Origin of the sequence: Paenibacillus sp. FSL F4-0243 (assembly GCF_037963295.1) — a bacterium.
In the GTDB taxonomy this organism is placed as follows: Bacteria; Bacillota; Bacilli; order Paenibacillales; family Paenibacillaceae; genus Paenibacillus_AQ.
Genome location: NZ_CP150151.1, coordinates 760524 through 778852, shown reverse-complemented (window position 1 = coordinate 778852; position 18329 = coordinate 760524). Strand labels below are relative to the sequence as shown.

Sequence of the window (18329 nt, the reverse complement as noted above, 5' to 3'; positions counted from 1 at the left end):
GTTACGTTAACTAGCTAGATTGCCCTTCCATCGCTCTAATAGATTCATCAACCTTTACCATCATGGAACATTCGACTCTTTTGCGGAAGACGTCACAGCTGAAGTCATAGGTTCCGACGAGGGAACCCGTCGCGTGCAGTGCATTGGCAGGACAACCACCGCTGCAGTAGAGTTTAGCCCAGCAGTCCTTGCATTCCGGCTTCGAGTAGCAGTTGCTTTCTTGGAATTGACATTGCAGCTCAGGTTGTGTGATCCCATCCCAGAGGTTTCCCATGCTGTATTCTTCATCCCCGACGAACTGGTGACAAGGAAAAAGCTCTCCCCAAGGGGTGACAGCAAGATATTCGGTTCCTGAACCACAGCCAGTAATTCTCTTCTGGATGCAAGGCCCTTCTGAGAGGTCAAGCATGTAGTGATAAAAGGTAAACCCCTTGCCTTGTTCACCGCGACCGATCATTTCCTTGGCGAGAATTTCGTACTGGTTGTATATCTCCGGCAGGTCCTCCTCGGTAAGTGCATAGGGCTCCTTTGGATCACAGATGACTGGTTCCATAGAGATCTTGTCAAAACCAAGGTCTGCGATATGAAATATATCGTTGGTGAAATCGACATTGTTACGAGTGTAAGTTCCTCGAACATAGTACTCTTGGTCCCCGCGCTTACGAACGAATTCCTTGAACTTCGGAACAATATGATCGTAGCTGCCTTTTCCGTTAACCGTTTGGCGAAGTCGGTCATGAACCTCTTTTCTTCCATCCAGGCTTAATACGACATTGTACATTTCCTGATTTAAAAACTCAGTGACCTCATCGTTCAGCAGCATCCCGTTCGTCGTGAAGGTGAAGCGGAACTTCTTTTTGTATTCTTGTTCCTTGCTTCTTGCATAAGCTACGATCTGTTTAACCACTTTCCAAGCCAAGAGCGGTTCCCCGCCAAAAAAGTCGATGTCAAGATTACGATGATGACCCGAATTTTCAAGCAGGTAATCGATAGCTTTTTGTCCAACCTCATAGCTCATGATTGCTCGATCTCCATTGTATTTCCCTTGGCTAGCGAAGCAATAATCGCATGACAAATTACAGGTATGCGCAACATTGAGGCAGAGTGCCTTAACATAAGTTTTCCGTTTTTTTAAATCGAGCGAGAGGTTCTCATACTCATCTTTTGTAAAGAGCTGTCCATCATTTTTAAGTTCCTCGATATCCGCGATGGTTTCTCGAATGTCGCTCTCGGAAATGCTGGAATCATCTTTATATTTATCCAACAGCATTGTCACGATTTTTTCGACAGAAGTTTTCTCATAATCCGCTATAATTTCATATGCTAGGTCATCAACAACATGCACCGAGCCACTATAGGTATCGAGCACGATATTGTATCCGTTTAGTTTATATTGATGAATCATACTTACTAATCAAGCTCCTTTTGCACACAAGTAGAAACGGCTTTGCCATCCTTTAGGGATAGTATCCATTTCTTAAAAATAGCCGCCCATCAGCAGAGTAATGGGCGGTAAAATTCCGAATCCTATCTGTTCATTGCATTTTCACACTTCTGGTTTGCAACGCCGCAGGAAGTTTTACAAGCGGACTGGCAAGATGTCTGGCATGCGCCGCATCCGCCGTGTTTTGCGGTATCCATCAGCTTGCGGGTGCTCAGTGTTACGATTCTTTTCACGATAAATAACTCCTTCTGTAATTTCTTGTGATCACTTTCACTTAATTTCCATGGAACATCGTAGCAACATCACGTAAGTACGTCTATGATTCCCGTCACCTAGCAGAGCAGAGAGAGCTTGAACATAAGCATCAACGCTAATTTTCGTGCAGTCTTTCATACTTGTGATCGTAGGATGCCGTAGCGGGAACCAGAGTCAGAGCAATGCTAAAAAAGTGACCAAAGAAACAAAAAAGAGACAGCAATGATGCCATCTCTTCAATAACGATTTTTCCTCAAACTTGTCCGTAAAGTCCAATAAATATAAGGATCTCATAACACTGTACCCTTCCTTACCAGTAGAGCGACATTCTCCGATTCCATATGCACTATATGCGAACATCCCTCTCATTATCATGGCTATTGTTATGGTGGGAAGAAGTCGCGTAGAATTAGGGATTTTTGTAGGGAGTGTTTCTTGAATATTCAATGAAGTTATTTATTTTTATAATATACTACGCCTTAGTTCATAAAAATATTGCACACTTGGATGCTTTAACTTCATCTTCTCGCTCATGTTTAAAATTCGCTTTTTTCCAACTCGTCTGTCCACTAAAGCTAGAATATTCAATAAGATATCGTCGCTTTCTAAGCTCTCCTCTATGGAAATAGATAAATACTTAGTAGCTATAACAATAAAATTCGATTTACTTAATGACGTCTGTGCTGACAAAAGCGCCTTTGCAACTTCTGATATTTTTCTGCTTCTTGCAATGACTATTAAACGATCCTCCGGGATGATCCCCTTACTATCTTTTCTAACCGCTTCAATGTCTTCATGGTTGATAGGAATTTGAAGATCTGTATCATTCTTAATCTCCTGCTCCGTCTGATACCATCTAATTGAGCTAGTTCTATCATTCATATTAAGTACGTTCTTTTTATCTACCGAAATATAACAATCCCCTGATTTATCAGGTAAATAACGGTAACTGCTTGCGCGATATTCAACCCTGCCGTATAACGCAGGACAGAGAAAACTCTCCAGTTGTTGCTTCAATTTGCTCCAGGACATGGATCCTCCTATGTTCTATATTATAAATACCTGCTGAGGCAGTCGTTCTATTATACAATACATAATACAATCCCACTAAAACCTGAATAATATCTTGATATAATCTAATCCTCTATTTGTCACGTCTACATAGAAACAAGCCGATTAGGTATAGACCCCGTGGTCTGGTACCTAATCGGCTTGTTATGTTACGCCTCAAACGTTTTTACTTCGGTTATTAGTCTTACTCGGACAGATAATTCGATAACCGGTACAGGAAGTTTCAGCGCGGGTCGTATTGCTGCTTGGATTAATTATTTCTCCATTACTTATCGTGACCTTTACCCGGGTTTTCTTTTGAGTATTCAAAGGTCACTTTTACAGGCTCGCTCATATAGCCAGTCGATAGATACGCCTCATTGGTTCCCTTTAAATTACCCGTAAGTTTGAATGTGAATTGGAAGCTTCCCGCGACTGTACTCTTCGTCTCATTTTCGAGTTGAACCTTGCCTTTTGGATCAAGCACCTTCAACTTCACATTTGTAAGGACGCCATTCATCAGCAATCCATCAATCGTTACTTTTTTCGTTTCCTCGTCAACCTTTACTTGTATGCCCTCAATGCCCTTCACGTCTACAGCGCCCGAGAGGTTATAGACACCAAACTCGTGGATGGAATATCCGTAATCGGTTGCTCTTTTTATGCCTTGTAACTTCATGTATCTTGCCTTAACCGGGTTGAACTGAATCGTTTCTTTGCAATCATGCGCGGTAATAATTCCGTCATTTGGCATGACATTGATCCAGTTCTGTTTATCGTTCGACACAAGAAGTTTGTATTTATCGGCACGAGCATATTCCCAATCGATTCGAACCGTATCCATTTCCTTCACTTCATCGAGATCAACCAGGAACCAAGTATTGTCCACGTATTCGCTCGCCCATCTTGAAGCAGGGAATCCATCGACGGCTTTAGCCGGTGCATAATTCGCATTATTGCCTTCGGTCGATGAAGCTTCTACCGTTTTATTCTGCGCCAAATTGCCTATCAGGTAATAGACGCTTTCCTTCAGCGTATTGTACGCCTCATCTTTTATCGTACCTGCCTTCTTGAATTCATCCAGCTTTGCGTTAAAGCCTTGGAGATACTTGGTGACTTGCGCTGCATCTTTCCCTTCATAGCGCTTCATCATTTCCAAATAGTTGTTCAAAGAACGCACAGTTGCAGAATTGGTAAATTGCTTCGCTTGTTCGAAGCGGTCGACTAACGCTTTCATACCAGATGCATTTGTCGTTGCTTCGATAACATATGACTTAGTCACCATATGCCCCGCCGTAACGGTAATGTTAAGCTCATGCTTGCCAAGCTTGCCTGCAAGCGAAATAACGGTACCCGCTGTATAAGGCTTGCCGTCATACGTCGCCGTCACTTTCGTCAGACCATCATCCGTTCTAAGCTTCCATGTAAAGGATACGGATTCTGAATCGGGTAGCTTCATCCCGCTCTGGAACGGATTGCCGTTCATCTGCACGTCTACCTCGGAAGGCGGAGCCTCGTTGACCTGATACGTTCCTTTAACAAATTGATACAGCCAGTCGTAAAGAACGCGTGTCGCTGGATCTTTACTTACCGCGGTGTTATAGACTGCATTGTTGCCTTGGTAATACGATTTGAAGCCATCCTTCATGAGTCCTGTCTTCGCACCGCTGTTCAAGTAATCGATATACCGCTCGCGGAACACGCCGTCCGTCAGCATCCGATCATCGAACTCGAGTTCATTGGACATGCCATACTGCTTCGCCAGATTCGCAGAATCCTCCAAGCGCTCGATATCCGTCGGCTCGAAGAAGTAGTTCGGTTGGATCGTCACCGCATCGAAGCCGACATCCTTCCACATGAACGCTTTATAAGCGAAGAAGTGCGGAATCCAGAAGAACTTCAGGTCCTTGCCGCTAATTTGCATGTCATGCAGGGTGCTGCTCACCGAACGGATCAGATCCGGTCCGGATTGGCTTGTGCTGATTTGCTCTTCGAACCAGTACATACCTACAAGCTCGAGGTTAGCATAACCTTTTGCTTCCCATCTCGATTTGACTTGCTGCAGCCACCATTGAACTGCTTTTTCACGGTTCGCAAGGGCTTTCTCTTTGCCAACGGAATCATTAAAGTTCAGCGATTCTCCACCTTGTTCAATAGCTCCGAAATTAGTGATCGATTCACCTGGATCCGGAATCATGAGGACAACCTTTTCCTTCACGCCAGACTCGTTCAGCGCATCGGATACTTCCTTAGCCGCTGCGTTTAACGCATCCATATCGCCGCCTACCGCAAAGGTTTTATCCAGATACCATTTCCAATCTTCCAGATAAGCCCGCCCGCCGAAATCACGACCTGGATTTGGAGAGTTAATGCCAAGATACAGGACGCCGTCGAAGAGTCGATCCTTAATCTTGCCGTCCTTGTCGACATAACTAATGTTCGGAATGATCCGTTCTTTCGTCCAGATGCCTAAGTCATTCGCATATTGCCCGTTATACAAAAGTCCAAGATGCTCGATACCCGCTGTCGCTTCGCCTGCCGCCAAGAATTTCGGCGTATGCGTTGGAACAGTTACGGCTCCGGCAACTTTGCCCTCTTCACCGAGGATTTCAATCTCATCCACGAAGGTCATTGCACGCGTATGCATTGTGAATGTTACTTTCACGTACCGAGCATACGCGATTTTCGCATCTGGGCCGATCGCTTTAATACCGTCCTTGCTGCCATCCCACACATAGGTCTCCGTGTATTTACCATCATTCCACAGCTTCTGCGTGGCATTGTCTTTGAGCAGTCCCCAGTTCACCTTGTCATCAGAGACGTACATCGATACCGTGAGTGGCACGAGTACATTGTTCGTTGGCCAATCTTCGAGGAAATTGGCTTTAATACCCGTGAGTGATTTCTTCGCCCCCAAATCAAACACAACTTCGCGTGTCTTACCCAAATGATGTCCAACCCATGCTACGTCGGATCTATTGCTTGCCCCATATATACCATCCGTAAGTGTGTTGCCTTCATCCGGATAGGAAGCTTCCGGCTCTTGCGACCACTCATAAGATAAGCCCGCTGCAAGATTGTGATATACCGCCCCATACACTGACGCAATAACACCCTCCGTACCCGCTCCCGGTAGGTGTGATGGATTCGTCACCTCGACCGGATCGGCTTCGCCCGGCGGGTTCGCTGGTGTCTGTTCCTCTGTCTGTGTAGGCGGCAGCGCCTCTTCCGCTTGCGCGATCGGCATCATGGTTACGATCATGATCGCAACCATGATGAGAGCTACCCATTTTCTACTCCTCTTCATATCGTACGAACTCCCTTCTGATTCTTGAGTCAAGAAACATCAATCTCCTAAATGGTATGCGCTTCCATTTCAGCTTACCTCGATGCTCTTTCCTCCCTTCCGAGATTCCGACACGTCATAGAAGCTTATAACATATGTCAATGTCCTTATAGTAACATTATGAAAAGTGGCCTTTCTTTCAAATAGATAATTAATGACATTGGGTATACACTTGTTGACATGAAGGCCTTCACGTCGCGTTTTTATAGGTATAAAGATAGCGCTTACCTCCTAAGGTCCTACCTATTTTCTATCAATGTCCTCTAAACAATCCGCCACATAAAAAACGCAACCCCTCGAGGCTGCGTCGTGTTTATATATGGTGGCGCCTAATTACTGCGGCGTTCTACTAAATTGATGCCCTATCCATAACCGAACGGATGCTTTTTGTACTCTAAGGGGCTTGAGCCGACTCTATTTTTGAACACACGACTAAAATAGTACTGGCTCTTATACCCTACCTTCACGGCCAGATCCCCGATTTTGATATTCGGCATTACGTCATCCAGAATCTCCTTCGCCTTCGATATCCGGAGCTCGGTGACATAGTCAAGGAATGAAGCACCGATTTCTTGCTTCATACGCTTGCTAAGATAGGTTTGGTTGATATGAAATAGCGCTGCTACTCTAGTAATAGACAGCTCCGGATCCTGATAATGACTGTCAATATACTCGATCACTTTTTGGATAAGCACTGTTCCATCCCCTGTATACCCGGGAAGCCCCAGCTCCTTATCCACCCTGCTTTCATGTGAATGCAAAGGATATTTTGCCTGAAGATGCTCATCGATCCGATGAAGCAGCTTGTTCAGATCACTCTTCGGCACAGGTTTCAATACATAATCGAATGCTTGCAGTTGCACGGCTTGACGCGCATATTCAAAGTTATCGTAGCCGCTGATGATGACAACCAGAACCGACGGACAGCGTTCGCGCAATATATTCATCAGATCGAGCCCATTCATATTCGGCATGTTGATGTCCACAAGACATACATGTGGTGGGGCTTCCTCCACCATATTCAATGCTTCGTTTGCACTTTTCGCTTCTCCTGCAACCTCAAAAAGATACGGACTCTCCTCAATGTATTGTCGCAAGCCTTTGCGAATGATCGTTTCATCATCGACGATGACAATCTTCCACATCTTCATTCCACTCCCCGTCCAAAGGTATTCGAATGACCATAACGGTAATGCCATCTTCGCTCTTCACTGCAAGGCCATATGGCACCCCGTAAGCTAGTCGAATGCGATGGTTTACACTGTATAGCCCAAAGCCTGTGGCAGAACGATCATATTTATCATCAAGAAGGGCTTGATTCATCTGTTCAAGCTTCTCTTCAGGAATCATAACCCCATTATTTTCAACCTTAATGACCAAATAATCGACCTGTTTATATGCTGTGATCGAAATTTTGCACTTTTGATCCCCAAGTGGCTTAATCCCGTGATAAATCGCATTTTCTACCAACGGCTGCAGCATGAAGCGAACGACTTGGCACTGAGCAAGCTTTTCATCATATCGAAGCTCGTAGTCCAGAATCTCCTCATATCGTACGCCTTGAATATGAAGATAACTCTCGACATGGTACAACTCCTGATCAAGCAGAATGTAGGGACTGCCTGTGCCAAGCCCTAATCGAAAATACGCGCTAAGCGCTTCCACCATCTCCACCACATTGTCTGCTCCATGTTCCGTTGCCATCCACTGGATCGTATCCAATGTGTTGTATAAAAAATGCGGCTTGATCTGCTCATGAATCAGTCTGAGTTCCATCTCCTTTCGGTCCTGCTCCACAGCGTATAATTGAACAAGCATGTCATTGAAGCTTCGCCCAAGATCGCCGATCTCATCCGAGCGCGTAACATCTGCTCGTATGGTTTGGTTGCCGTTCTGCACATTTTCCATTACCTGGCGAAGCGACTGAATTGGACGAATAATGGAAGAAGCAAGCAGCATCAGAAAGACGATAAACGCACTACCGATAAGAACGCCTACCAGCAATGCAGTCCGCTGGGTTTTGATCACCGCTAGCGATAGACTTGAATTCGGTACTTCGAGTACTAGCTTCCAGCCTTCCACATTTTGAATTGGAGCCTCAAATACACTCATGTTCTTCTTATCTGCTGCATCCTCCGCTCCATCTCCTTCACCCAGCTCTCTGCAATCGATGATAAGCTGGCCTGACTGGTCATATAGCATTACATCTTGAGCAATCTCCTTCATCTTCTTGACGGAGACGGCTGCGGCAATATAAGCTACTTCATCATTCACCGATGGATTCACGCGATAGAGAATGACGACGATTTCAACTGCATTCGCTTTGGATACGATCGGATTACTCACCACATAATTGGAATCTGAATTTAGCAGTTGTTTTCGATAGTAGGGTCGGTTTAGTATCGAAAAAGGCTTGTCCCTTGCTGACCAGGAATTTCCGTGAATATCCACCACGCGTATGGATTCGTACTCTACTTGCTTCTTCACCTCGAACTTATCGATCTCTTGCAGCAATTCATCTCGTGTCCACTGATGGTCCGAAGCTAGAGAAGCAAGCATGTCTATCTCTCCAATGCGCTGATTAAACCAATAATCAATCTGGTCGCTGCGTGCATTAACCACTTGCTGCGTTAAGTTCTTATTCAAAGGGACAACCGTATGGTTCATCTCCAAATATATTGTTACAAGCAATGCAACGAACAGCAGCAAGAAGCAGCCTCCTGCGATTAACGTAATTTTTAAGTGAATTGATTTCATTGTAATCATAGCCCTTCACAATATCCGTTTCTTACATGCCCGAAAAAGACAAAAAAACGCTAATCTGTGCAAATACATAATGCTGTACTAAATCTATAATAGGTATTGTGCATATTTTCACATGAAATAACATTCATGTCTAGGCTAGAGATAAGGGATTTGCCTAGCAAATCTTCCTCTCCCTAGTGTATGTAACCAATTCACAACAGAATGAAGGAGATATTATGCGAACTCACACGAAAAAGCTGTTATCTATTCTACTAGTCCTCAGTCTTATGTTCACGCTTGCTGCCTGCGGCGGTAAAGATGCAGCACCCGCTGCAGATGCAAACGGAGTTCAAGTCTTTGAAGGAGTTGGGCAAGGTAAACATGGCGATATTAAAGTACAAGTTTCCTTATTAGATAACAAGATCACTGACATTAAAGTAACAGAGCATAAGGAAAATGAAGTACTTGCAGAACCTGTTTATACGCAGCTCAAGCAAGATGTCATGGCAACTAACAGCGCAAAAGTTGATGCCATTAGCGGATCTACGGTTACAAGCAAAGGATATCTCGAAGCCATTCAAGATGCAATTACGAAGTCTGGACTTACCCTTGTCGCTGGCGCTGCAGTCAGTGGAAACAAAGACAAAGAAGAAGCCGAGCAAACCTATGATGTTGTCGTCATCGGTGCCGGGGGTGCTGGCTTTAGTGCGGCTATCGAAGCGAACAGCGCTGGAGCTAATGTAGTTCTGCTCGAGAAAATGCCAGCTGTTGGCGGCAACACATTGATCTCCGGTGGTGAGATGAATGCGCCGGACAACTGGGTTGAACGTGCTCTAGGCATCACAGATGACACGGCTGAATTGTTCTATAATGATACGATGAAAGGAGGAGACAACCTCGGGGATCCAAAGATGGTTCGTATTCTTGCCGACAATGCTCTAACATCTGCCGAATGGCTGCGCGATGAGATCAAGGTAGAGTTCTTACCTGATCATCTGTTCCAATTTGGAGGCCATTCCAGAAAACGTGCGTTGATTCCTGTAGGTCATACAGGTGTTGAATTGATTACTAAGTTAAAAGCCAAAACAGACGCTGATCAAATCACGATCAAAACGAATATGAAAGCCGAAACCTTGCTGAAGGACGAAAGCGGCAAAATAACAGGTGTAACTGCGACTTCAGGTACTGGCGACAAGATCACATTCCATGCGAACAAAGGCGTCATCATCGCTACCGGTGGTTTTGGATCCAATGTAGAGATGCGTAAAAAATATAATCCTAAAATGGATGAAAAATATATGTCTACCGATACACCAGGATCTACAGGTGATGGTATCGTTATGGCAGAAACGATTGGCGCCAAACTGACAAACATGGAGAGTATTCAAACGTATCCAATCTGTAATCCTGAGACAGGTGTTATTTCCCTGGTTGCAGACTCCCGCTTCGATGGTGCGATCCTGATTAACCAAGAAGGCAAGCGCTTCGTTGAGGAATTAGAACGTCGTGACGTTATTTCTAAAGCAATTCTTGCCCAAACGGGCGGATATACGTATCAATTATGGAATCAAGGCATTGAGGATATTGGTAAAACGATCGAAGTTCATAAAGACGAATACGATCAACTCGTTAAACAAGGCTTGCTCTTTAAAGCCGATACGATTGAAGAGGCGGCTGATTTCTTTAAAATTGACGTGAACACTTTGAAAGAAACGATTAATAAAGTAAATGATTATGCGAAAACAGGTAAAGACCTTGATTTCAAACATCGCGGTGGATTGAAATCTCTTGAAAAAGGCCCTTACTACATTGAAAAAGCTGTACCATCCGTTCACCATACAATGGGCGGATTGGTGATCGACGAGAAGACTCGCGTATTGAATGAAAAAGGCGAAGTCATCCCTGGGCTGTTCGCTGCAGGTGAAGTAACAGGGGTCATTCATGGTGCAAACCGTCTTGGCGGTAATGCCATCGCTGATATCTTCACATTCGGCCGGATTGCAGGTAAACAAGTTGTAGCAGAGTAATCTTATGTTTGTGTAACTGCTCTATTAATAAGTTAGCCTTAAAAAAATGCAAGATAGTTTGTTGAGTGCAGGTTGACTGCTAACTTTCAAGCTGCCCTCTATGACATAGCAAACCGCCCTGTAAGCAACATTGCGAACAGGGCGGTTTTTTATGGTGGAGCCTAGGGGCTACGCTCGTCTAACTCTCTGCTATTTTATCGTTCTCCGTTAGTGGAATTAATATTGTCCAATTATTTAGTGTCTACTTGACAAGGGTTCCTCACCAACAAAGCTACCGACTCCACATGCACCGTATGCGGGAACATGTCCACCGGAGTTACCTCCACTGTCTTATACCCGCCATCTTCGAGCACCCGCAAGTCTCTTGCCAGTGTCGACGGATTACAAGACACATACACCACACGTTCCGGCTTCATCGCCAGAATCGTCTCCAAAAGTCGTGAATCGCAGCCCTTACGCGGAGGATCGACCACGATAACATCTGCCGTAATCCCCTGCTCTTTCCAGTTAGGGATTACATCCTCAGATGCGCCTACCTCAAACACTACATTATCCATACCGTTCAAAGTGGCGTTCGCCCGTGCATCCTCAATCGCTTCACGTACGATCTCTACACCGTAGACCTGTTTAGCATGCTGTGCAAGGAACAATGAAATCGTCCCGATACCGCAATAAGCATCTATAACAGTCTCGTTTCCCGTAAGTCCTGCATACTCTACCGTCTTACCGTAAAGAACTTCAGTTTGAGCCGGGTTAACCTGATAAAAAGAACGGGCAGAAATCGCGAATTTCACATCGCCGATATAATCGTAAATAACATCGTTCCCCCAAAGGGTACGCGTTGTATCACCGAAGATTACGTTCGTCTGTTTAGTATTCACGTTCTGGCAGATGCTTGTAACAGCTGGGATTTCACGGCGGATCTCAGTGATCCATTCGTCCAGATGTGGGATGCGTTCGCCATTAGTGACGAGTACGACCATCATCTCACCAGTACGGAAGGCTTTCTTTACTACGACATGACGCAGTAAGCCTTTGCCGGATTCTTCGTCGTAAGCAGTAATGCCGCGCTTCCGTCCGATTTCTTTCACCTTGCGCACAACGTCATCGTTATCTTCATGCTGAATCAAGCATGTTTCCATATCGATGATCCGGTGACTTCCCCGCGCGTAAAAGCCACCCACAAGGCCACCTTCCGTTACGCCGATTGGCACCTGAGCCTTGTTGCGATAACGCCAAGGCTCGTCCATGCCCAGTGTTGGGCGGACGAGAATGCCCGCTGCCTGATCCGTTCCAGCGTCTCCGCCACCACCACTCACCTGGAGCTTCCCAATCCGCTCCAGGTTGTCCACCACCAGCTGCCGTTTCCACGCCAGCTGAGCCGCATAGTCCATATGCTGCAGCTGACAGCCGCCGCATTGGTCATAGATCTCACAGGGCGCCGCGATGCGGGCGCTGCTCGCCTCTACTAAATTCAGCAGCTTGGCGTAGCCATACTGCTTCTTGGTCTTGAGCACCTTTGCCCGGACCTTCTCTCCGGGAAGAGCTCCCTGCACAAAAAGGGTAAAGCCTTCTACGCGGCCTACCCCTTCACCTTCATGGGTCATGCCGATAATATCGAGCATAACCTCATCATTTTTATTCACAGGCAGTCCGGCGACAGGCGCCTTGCCGACTGGGCGGCTGGTGCTGCGTCCACTGCGGTGTTTACTCATTATTTATAGTTCACTTCTTTCATTATCATCGCTGTAAAAACCCAATTAAATGCCTTCAATCATTATCATAACTATATATCCCGTTATAATCTTAAATCGCTTTTAGCTTAGTTATTTTCAGCAAAAATCCGCAAATGCTGTGGCAAAATCCGGAATCGCCCTGGCAATTCTCCACCCAGTTCGCCGTCCAAGTTCAATTGGACATGTCCTGGAGAGATTACATCCATCGCATCCGTACGGAAATAAATAACCTTCTTATCATTCAAATGCTCGCCGCGAAGAGCCAATCTGACCAAACGGACAAACTCTGCCAGGTTACATTTTTTAACCGCTATAACGTCTAACAGACCGTCATCGATCCGAGCGCCGGGAGCAAGCTTTTCGAAGCCGCCAACAGAATTCGTATTTGCAATCAGGAACAGCATAAACTCATCATGAATAACTTCCTGCCCATTGGCACGAATGATTAGTTCCTGAGGAGATAGGCTGACCATTTTTTCAATACCTTTTAAATAGTACGCAAGCTGCCCAATCATGGTCTTCAGCTTACTAGGAACTTCATATGTCAGTTCGGTTAGACTACCGCCGCCTGCTATATTAATAAAATAACGGTCATTTGCCTTACCGATATCAATCGGACGTGTCTCTTGGCGAATGATCAGATCACAGGAATCTTCCCAGTTCTTCGGGATCCCCATTGCACGTGCAAAATCATTAGTAGTACCAAGCGGCAAAACGCCGAGCGGGGGAAGATTAGGCTTCTCCGCCATACCATTTATAACCTCATTTAAAGTGCCATCGCCACCGGCTGCTATGATCAAATCATAACCGCGTTCTACTGCATCTGCAGCAGCTAGCATAGCATCGCCTTCTCCGGTTGTTGCATGGCAGGTAGCTTCAATGCCACCAATATCCAGCCGGTCCAAAATATCGGCGAGCCGCTTCTTCATTTCTTCCCGTCCAGAAGTGGGATTATAAATCAATCTCGCAGTTTTCATTACCGGAACGCCACCTGTTTTTATAATAGAATAACCTAATTGATTATACCTAATTCGGACCACTACAATCAATGTTAAAGGCCCTTTCATGCAAATATTCCATTATACAGCAATTAATGACACTGAGTTTAGAGAAAAACAACTATTTATATGTGTATGCAACAAAACCCGTATTATCCACGGATGTGGGCACTTTTTTTATGATTAAGTGTGCTCAAGGGTAGGTACTTTATCGTTTCATTCGAATCTGTTCGAGGAGTGTCTCTACCTGTCTCTCAATCCAATGCGGAAGAAGGGGGTGGGGCAGAAGCGTTTGACCAGAATACTTATAGGTTAACCCTTTAAGTCTGTTAGGAACCACATGCTTAGTAAAATAGCCTTCACTCAAAAAAAGCGGCGCCACCAGAACCTCGTGACCCTGCTCCTGCCAATACTCTACCTTGCTTCTTACACTATCTGGACTCAGCAGACCATAGTCGGCCGCCGCTACGCCACTTACCTCACGTACACGTCCCGCCAGCGAAGATATGCCTTGCTGCCAGCGCTGACGGAAGCCATCATATACACTGCCATGACCCACAAGCAAAATCGTCTCTCGCTTCGGTTCCGTAGACAGCTCACGTAGCTTGTCCCAGATCATTACAGCGATGTCCGGATCATCGTCGATAGGATAACCGTAGTGAACTTTAGCCTTCACTGAGAACAGCGCTAAATCCGTCTCACGTTCAGGCTCAGGTTTGGCGCCAAGTGCATATTCTATCTCATCGACATGTGTGCTTCCTGAGGAAACGAACAATGGGATCACAATAATATCTGTGATCCCTGCGTGTTCCAGCTCATTTATTCCATCTTGAATCAGACGGCCCTCTACCAGCTCTAAAAAAGAGACCACAACAGGAATCTCTTCACCTAGCGATAATCCGCTTACGGCTTCCTCTACGATTGAAACCCAAGCCTTATCGCGAGAGCCATGACTGATAATAAGTACGCCCGGTACCATAAATTAGCGTCCCAAACGTTCCAGCGTTAATTTATATCCGTCATTGCCGTAGTTCAGGCAACGTTTTACACGGGAAATCGTAGCTGTGCTTGCGCCCGTCTCAGCTTCGATCTGGTTGTAGGTGGAGCCTTTGCCGAGCATACGCGCTACTTCCAGTCGCTGCGACAGCGATTGAATCTCGTTCACAGTGCACAAATCATCAAAGAACACGTAACATTCTTCCATATTTTTTAACGTTAAAATAGCTTCAAATAATTGGTCGATACTTTTATCATTCAACTTCTTAAGTTGCATCAGCTTTTCATCCCCTAAAAGTTCTATCAGCATTAGTTTCTCTAATTAAGCTCCGTACAAAACTAGCTCCGGAAACATAAACCTCATGCGACTATCCTGCCTTTACTATATTGCACTGGAGCGCATTTTTCAAGCATTAACGATTTCACGCTGTAAAGAGTGAAATCGATGGACAAACGTCCACCCGTGGCGCACACTCAATATGTATCAAACTACGTTTGTTTCTTCCTACATAAGAAATAGCACCTACACTATAGTACTACATAAGCGCCGAAAATCAAGCATGTACACGCTTTTTTCACTTCTTAAAGACGATTATAGGCATTCGCCCTTTTCCGCTCCTATCACGGGTAACCCGGGCATTCGTCTATACCGTATGTTCGCCCATGACATACAGTATAGCAAACCACTAACAAAGGAATGTGATATTATGCCTGATCATTACTATAATCATTCCCGCCGGAACCAGCGTTCACTGACCGATACTTATAATGCATCTGCTTACCCCGGGCTCAGTCCATATGCGCCTTCATCCCCCCCAGGAGAGAGCGGAATCCTTCCCGCTTTAGGAGCAGAAGCTGCCACTGAAACAGCTCTAGCGCTTCCTGCTGCTGAAGCTACAACAAAGGCAAGCGGCGGGCTTGCCGGATTGCTTAGCGGCTTAGGCGGTTTAGGCGGCGGGGGCGGAATCGGCGGGAATATGGAGCAAATCAAAGGTATCATCGACCGAATGGGCGGTATCGACGGGATCGTAAACTCCATGGGTAAAGTGCAGAAGGTGATGTCCGGCTTCCAGCAGATGGCTCCGATGGTTAAGCTCTTCATGGGTAGCTTCGGCAAAGGAAAAGGAGCAGCAGGCGCACTGGCAGCCGAAGAGGATGCCGCAATGTTCAGTCCGAGTCGGCGCAAAAAAAGACGCTCCACCTCTGGGCGTCGTAAATCTACTACAAACACACGCCGGCGCTCTACTCCCCCTACCGGAAAACGTCGCCGCAAATAGCGGTGACGTTTTATTTTTACTTAAACCATCCACTACGCCGGAACCATCTGAACATGCTAACGCCCACCACCAGCATAAACAGCAGAACGCCAAAATACCCATACTTCCATTCGAGTTCAGGCATCACCACGAAGTTCATCCCATAAATTCCGGCGATCAGCGTCAGCGGCATGAATACGGTGGTGATTACTGTTAGTGTTTTCATGATCGAATTCATCCGGTTGGAGTTAAGAGAAATGTAGCTGTCACGTAGATCCGCAGTCATTTCTCGATCCGCCTCAATCATATCCGACAGTTTTAACAAATGGTCATAGATATCGCCAAAATAAATCCGTTCCTCACCGTTGCTCTGGACATGCTGCGAATTCACGATCCGGTACATCAAATCGCGCATCGGCACAATCGTCCGCCGCATCTTGAGCAGCCTTCCGCGCACATTAAACACTTGGCTCATCAAATCCTCCACCGACTCACTGCCGCCATTGCTCTCCAGATCCGCAAGCTCGTCCTCTAAACTGTAGAGGCATGGAAAATACTTATCTACCAGCTTGTCCATTACAGTATATGCAGCCGCCATCGGACCACCCGACCAGCCTTTACGACTATGTATTTCACGCTTCACCTGCTCCCAAGCTTCATTCATCTCTGTTTTTTCCTGATGATGATAGGACACAAGGTAATTCGCACTCAAAAAAAGGTCAATCTCTTCAGCATCCAGCGTCTCTTCATTCAGCGCATGCAGCACAAAAAACTGCACTTCCTCATAATGATCCAGCTTCGGCCGCTGTAGCACATGCATACAGTCCTCAATCGCCAAAGGGTGAAAATGAAAATAGTGATCCAGCAGCAATGTCTCCTCTGCCGTAGGTGTAGCAAAATCTGCCCATATCCATGCATAATCCTCCCGCCGGATATCCTGCAGAGGTATGTCTGTCAGCACCTCACCTGTATGCGTCACCGCAAGTGTACGTATCATAAATGTTCCTCCGCTTCATCTTCTTCCACGCATCTATTGTACCGCAAGAAGAGGAGTCTTCCAAAAATAACAAAAAAGAATCTCAACCGAGAAGTCGTAGCTCTGAGGCTCCATTATTCAATAGCGTCCCATTCCGGAAAGGATGGAATACTCTTTAGTAAGTTTCGTTCATCCTCTTCTCCCTCTGATTATTCAGCTCATTGTGTATATAACGATGCTCCTCAGATGGCGGGGATAGAATGGATAGAGTAGATAGGTTGGGTTGGGTTGGGTTGGGTTGGGTTGGGTTGGGTTGGGTTGGGTTGGGTTGGGTTGGGTTGGGTTGGGTTGGGTTGGGTTGGGTTGGGTTGGGTTGGGTTGGGTTGGGTTGGGTTGGGTTGGGTTGGGTTGGGTTGGGTTGGGTTGGGTTGGGTTGGGTTGGGTTGGGTTGGGTTGGGTTGGGTTGGGTTGGGTTGGGTTGTCACCGTATTTAATTTAATCAAATCGTATCAAGTGATTTGTTTAAGGATTAGTTAGTTTAAATTCTAACCGCCGCCTAGATTCGACAGATGCACAAATAGCTACGTCCAGACATAAGCTCATACGCACCTTATCCAAGCTTTAACCACTCTCGGTTGTACGAGCTAGACTCTGCAAATCCGGGGCATTTATACCACTCTTTATGCTTATACGAAGATATTTCGCCAATTCAGGGGCATTTATACCCCTCTTTATGCTTCTTCGACGCTATTTCACCAATTCTGGGGTATTTATACCCCTCTTCATGCTTATACGACGCTATTTCACCAATTCAGGGGCATTTATACCCCTTTTTATGCTTATACGACGCTATTTCACCATTTCTGGGGTATTTATGCCCCTCTTTCTACTTCTTCGACGCTATTTCACCAATTCTGGGGTATTTATACCCCTCTTTCTACTTCTTCGACGCTATTTCACCATTTCTGGGGTATTTATACCCCTCTTTCTACTTCTTCGACGCTATTTCACCAATTCTGGGGTATTTATACCCCTCTTTCTACTTCTTCGACGCTATTTCGCCAATTCAGGGGCATTTATACCCCTCTTTATGCTTTTTCGACGCTATTTCACCAATTCTGGGGTATTTATGCCCCTCTTTATGCTTCTTCGACGTAACTTAGCTAATTCTACGGGATTTATACCGCTCTTTCCCCTCCAATCGCCGAATCCCGTCATTTCTACGGGATTTATACCACTCTTTGCCCTCCAATCGTCCAATTCCACCATTTCCACGGGATTTATACCGTTCTTTCTCCTCCAATCGCCCAATTCCACCATTTCTACGGGATTTATACCGTTCTTTCCTCCTCCAATCGCCCAATTCCGTCATTTTTACGGGATTTATACCGCTCTTTCCCCTCCAATCGCCAAATCCCGTCAATTCTACGGGATTTATACCGTTCTCCCCCTCACCACCCAAACAACAAAAAAAGATGTCCGCAGCCAAAGGCTAACTGA

The 18329-nt window shown here is 45.7% G+C and carries 14 protein-coding genes; 2 read left to right on the top strand and 12 right to left on the bottom strand.

The annotated features are described in order from the left end of the window. Positions 1-10: 10 nt before the first annotated feature. From scfB to NSS87_RS03420, 6 genes are all read right to left on the bottom strand, one after another. Complete coding sequence (gene scfB / locus NSS87_RS03445) at positions 11-1405, bottom strand: thioether cross-link-forming SCIFF peptide maturase (protein WP_339244755.1); 1395 nt, start codon at positions 1403-1405, stop codon at positions 11-13. Between the two features lie 122 nt (positions 1406-1527). Then, positions 1528-1677 carry a six-cysteine ranthipeptide SCIFF gene (scfA, locus tag NSS87_RS03440; RefSeq protein WP_076098734.1) on the bottom strand — a complete coding sequence of 50 codons (150 nt, stop codon included), beginning with the start codon at positions 1675-1677 and terminating at the stop codon, positions 1528-1530. Between the two features lie 484 nt (positions 1678-2161). Beyond that, a complete protein-coding gene (locus NSS87_RS03435; RefSeq protein ID WP_339244752.1) occupies positions 2162-2731 on the bottom strand; it encodes a hypothetical protein in 570 nt (189 codons plus the stop codon). Positions 2732-3035: 304 nt separating this feature from the next. Beyond that, the gene (locus NSS87_RS03430) at positions 3036-6056 is read right to left on the bottom strand and encodes a DUF4855 domain-containing protein (protein ID WP_339244751.1); all 3021 of its coding nucleotides are present in this window, start codon (positions 6054-6056) and stop codon (positions 3036-3038) included. Positions 6057-6457: 401 nt separating this feature from the next. Beyond that, positions 6458-7240, bottom strand: coding sequence for a response regulator (locus NSS87_RS03425; protein WP_339244750.1), 783 nt, complete (start codon positions 7238-7240; stop codon positions 6458-6460). Next, positions 7215-8804 carry a sensor histidine kinase gene (locus tag NSS87_RS03420; RefSeq protein WP_339244747.1) on the bottom strand — a complete coding sequence of 530 codons (1590 nt, stop codon included), beginning with the start codon at positions 8802-8804 and terminating at the stop codon, positions 7215-7217. Before NSS87_RS03420 ends, NSS87_RS03425 begins: the two co-directional genes overlap by 26 nt. A gap of 272 nt (positions 8805-9076) precedes the next feature. Between NSS87_RS03420 and NSS87_RS03415 the strand changes: the two genes are divergently transcribed. Next, positions 9077-10867 (top strand): flavocytochrome c, encoded by a 1791-nt coding sequence (locus NSS87_RS03415; protein ID WP_339244744.1) that lies wholly within the window; start codon positions 9077-9079, stop codon positions 10865-10867. A gap of 230 nt (positions 10868-11097) precedes the next feature. Here the strand turns inward: NSS87_RS03415 and rlmD are convergent, their stop codons facing one another. The 4 genes from rlmD to NSS87_RS03395 all read right to left on the bottom strand — a co-directional run bounded on the left by rlmD (position 11098) and on the right by NSS87_RS03395 (position 14874). Continuing rightward, positions 11098-12582: a 23S rRNA (uracil(1939)-C(5))-methyltransferase RlmD gene (gene rlmD, locus NSS87_RS03410; protein WP_339244742.1), complete on the bottom strand. Its 1485-nt coding sequence runs from the start codon at positions 12580-12582 to the stop codon at positions 11098-11100. 107 nt (positions 12583-12689) lie between these two features. Then, positions 12690-13580 carry a diacylglycerol kinase gene (locus NSS87_RS03405; protein WP_042184783.1) on the bottom strand — a complete coding sequence of 297 codons (891 nt, stop codon included), beginning with the start codon at positions 13578-13580 and terminating at the stop codon, positions 12690-12692. Positions 13581-13809: 229 nt separating this feature from the next. Continuing rightward, on the bottom strand, positions 13810-14580 hold the full coding sequence (locus tag NSS87_RS03400; protein ID WP_339244740.1) for a CbiX/SirB N-terminal domain-containing protein: 771 nt from the start codon (positions 14578-14580) through the stop codon (positions 13810-13812). A gap of 3 nt (positions 14581-14583) precedes the next feature. Then, positions 14584-14874, bottom strand: a complete 291-nt coding sequence (locus NSS87_RS03395; RefSeq protein ID WP_019913624.1) for a YerC/YecD family TrpR-related protein — start codon at positions 14872-14874, stop codon at positions 14584-14586. Positions 14875-15304: 430 nt separating this feature from the next. Here NSS87_RS03395 and NSS87_RS03390 point away from each other — a divergent pair, with 430 nt between their 5' ends. After that, positions 15305-15874, top strand: a complete 570-nt coding sequence (locus tag NSS87_RS03390; protein ID WP_339244736.1) for a tyrosine protein kinase — start codon at positions 15305-15307, stop codon at positions 15872-15874. Positions 15875-15890: 16 nt separating this feature from the next. Here NSS87_RS03390 and corA read toward each other — a convergent pair whose 3' ends face one another. Both corA and NSS87_RS03380 read right to left on the bottom strand, forming a co-directional pair. After that, positions 15891-16850: a magnesium/cobalt transporter CorA gene (corA, locus tag NSS87_RS03385; RefSeq protein ID WP_042184779.1), complete on the bottom strand. Its 960-nt coding sequence runs from the start codon at positions 16848-16850 to the stop codon at positions 15891-15893. 1138 nt (positions 16851-17988) lie between these two features. Beyond that, on the bottom strand, positions 17989-18318 hold the full coding sequence (locus NSS87_RS03380; RefSeq protein WP_339244733.1) for a hypothetical protein: 330 nt from the start codon (positions 18316-18318) through the stop codon (positions 17989-17991). Positions 18319-18329 lie beyond the last annotated feature (11 nt).

Bases quoted from the DNA above. Each gene is read 5' to 3' on its own strand.
- NSS87_RS03405 (WP_042184783.1), bottom strand. From the start codon at position 13,580: ATGAAAACTGCGAGATTGATTTATAATCCCACTTCTGGACGGGAAGAA.
- NSS87_RS03425 (WP_339244750.1), bottom strand. From the start codon at position 7,240: ATGTGGAAGATTGTCATCGTCGATGATGAAACGATCATTCGCAAAGGC.
- corA (WP_042184779.1), bottom strand. From the start codon at position 16,850: ATGATACGTACACTTGCGGTGACGCATACAGGTGAGGTGCTGACAGAC.
- scfB (WP_339244755.1), bottom strand. From the start codon at position 1,405: ATGATTCATCAATATAAACTAAACGGATACAATATCGTGCTCGATACC.
- NSS87_RS03390 (WP_339244736.1), top strand. From the start codon at position 15,305: ATGCCTGATCATTACTATAATCATTCCCGCCGGAACCAGCGTTCACTG.
- NSS87_RS03435 (WP_339244752.1), bottom strand. From the start codon at position 2,731: ATGTCCTGGAGCAAATTGAAGCAACAACTGGAGAGTTTTCTCTGTCCT.
- rlmD (WP_339244742.1), bottom strand. From the start codon at position 12,582: ATGAGTAAACACCGCAGTGGACGCAGCACCAGCCGCCCAGTCGGCAAG.
- NSS87_RS03400 (WP_339244740.1), bottom strand. From the start codon at position 14,580: ATGGTACCGGGCGTACTTATTATCAGTCATGGCTCTCGCGATAAGGCT.
- NSS87_RS03430 (WP_339244751.1), bottom strand. From the start codon at position 6,056: ATGAAGAGGAGTAGAAAATGGGTAGCTCTCATCATGGTTGCGATCATG.
- NSS87_RS03395 (WP_019913624.1), bottom strand. From the start codon at position 14,874: ATGCAACTTAAGAAGTTGAATGATAAAAGTATCGACCAATTATTTGAA.
- NSS87_RS03415 (WP_339244744.1), top strand. From the start codon at position 9,077: ATGCGAACTCACACGAAAAAGCTGTTATCTATTCTACTAGTCCTCAGT.